We start from the raw sequence: 1,593 nt of genomic DNA, 5'->3' as shown, positions 1-1,593 counted from the left end.
CTTCGACCAGTACCACGTCAAGGGCACCCCCGATAAGCTCACCGACCCCGTCGCCAACATCGTCGCCGCCTGCAACTACGCAGCCGACCGCTACGGCACCATGGACAACGTCGACTCCGCCTACTAAGACGAACCACCGCTGAACCAGCACCCCGCATACGAACAAGAGCGGGTGGGAGGACACACCTCCCACCCGCTCCCGTCGCATTCACGGCGTTCCGTCCCGTCGCGCAGGGCGAGTTGGCCGATCTGGCGGAGCCGGCCAGGTGCCGGTCAGGCGCTGCCCCGTTCGTCGTACAGCAGGAAGTGGCCGGGCGGCACGTACCGCACCCCCGCGCCATACCGGCCGGTCGTCAGTAGTCGCGGACGGTGAAGTCGTCCACGACGGCGTAGTAGCTGTCGTCCACTGCTGCGGGCAGGGAGTCGTCGGCGTCCTCCTCCCGATCGGCCTGTGCGTCCTGCTGCTCCGCCTGGTCGATCATCCGGTCCGCGAGCGCCTGGTTCGCGGTGACCCAGGGGCGCAGCTCGCGCTCGTAGCCGGCGAAGGCCGCGCGGTGGTCACCGCCGGCGGCCTTCAACTGCCCGGCCAGTACGTACGCGCCGACCAGCGCCATGCTGCTGCCCTGCCCTGAAGCGGGCGAGCCGCAGTAACCGGCGTCGCCGACCAGCACGACCCGGCCGTTCGACCAGGTGTCCATGTGGATCTGCGCCCCGGCGTCGAAGTGGAAGTCGGGCGCGTCCCACATGGTGGAGAGCAGGCGTGGCATCTCCCAGCGCGCGTGCGCGAACCGCTCGGCGATCAGTTTCTTCTGGCTTTCCCGGTCACGCAGCGCCGGGTCGTCGTGGTCCAGCCCGTTCAGGCCGACGTAGACGCGCAGTTCGGTGTTCTTGCGCACGCTCATCACCAGGGCGCCCCACGCCACCTGGTCGCCGGTGCGGTGGACGAGCTGCCAGCGGTCCAGGCCGAGGAAGTTCGGGGCCGTCCACACTCCGAGGTGCCCGGCCAGCGGCCAGAGATACCGCTCCTGCGGCCCGAAGGCCAGGGCGCGGGTGTTCGAGTGGACACCGTCGGCACCGACGACGATGTCGAACGCGCGCTCCTGCCCGCCGGTGAAGCGCACCCGGATCTCGTCCGGGCCGTCGTGCAGTTCGGCTATCGAATCGCCGAAGACGTACTCGATCCCGGGGCCGCCCGCGCGCACCAGAATGCGGGCCAGGTCGTCGCGGAGGATCTCCACGTCGTCCCGGTGCAGGAACCCGCCGCTCGCGGTGGCCTCGGTGCTGCGGTGTGTCTCGTTGCCGTCCGCGTCCAGGACGGACATCCCGCGCAAGTCGGTTGCGTGGTCCCGCAGTTCGTCCAGCACGCCCATCCGCCGGGCAACCTCGATCGCCGGGCCGCGTACGTCTATCGCCTGGCCGCCGGGCCGTAGGTCAGCAGCCCGTTCGACGACGGTGACGTGGAAGCCGTAGCGGTGCAGCCAGTAGGCGAGGGCCGGCCCTGCCACGCTCGCTCCGGAGATCAGGACGCGGCCCTTGCCGGACGTTCCGGGCGCTCCGGAACTTCCGGTCGCGGGCGAGGGCTCGGGGGCGGTG

General features: G+C 70.6%; 1 protein-coding gene and 1 pseudogene. One reads left to right on the top strand and one right to left on the bottom strand.

Annotated elements, in window-relative coordinates; translation table 11 throughout:
* Positions 1–127: pseudogene (locus tag ITI46_RS35335) on the top strand (transglycosylase SLT domain-containing protein); the annotation flags it as partial.
* A gap of 226 nt (positions 128–353) precedes the next feature.
* Here ITI46_RS35335 and ITI46_RS34385 read toward each other — a convergent pair.
* Complete coding sequence (locus ITI46_RS34385) at positions 354–1,505, bottom strand: FAD-dependent monooxygenase (protein WP_307808436.1); 1,152 nt, start codon at positions 1,503–1,505, stop codon at positions 354–356.
* Positions 1,506–1,593: the final 88 nt, after the last annotated feature.

The organism is Streptomyces oryzae, assembly GCF_017676365.1.
Classification (GTDB): domain Bacteria; phylum Actinomycetota; class Actinomycetes; order Streptomycetales; family Streptomycetaceae; genus Streptomyces; species Streptomyces oryzae.
This window is presented reverse-complemented; position numbering and strand designations above follow the sequence as displayed.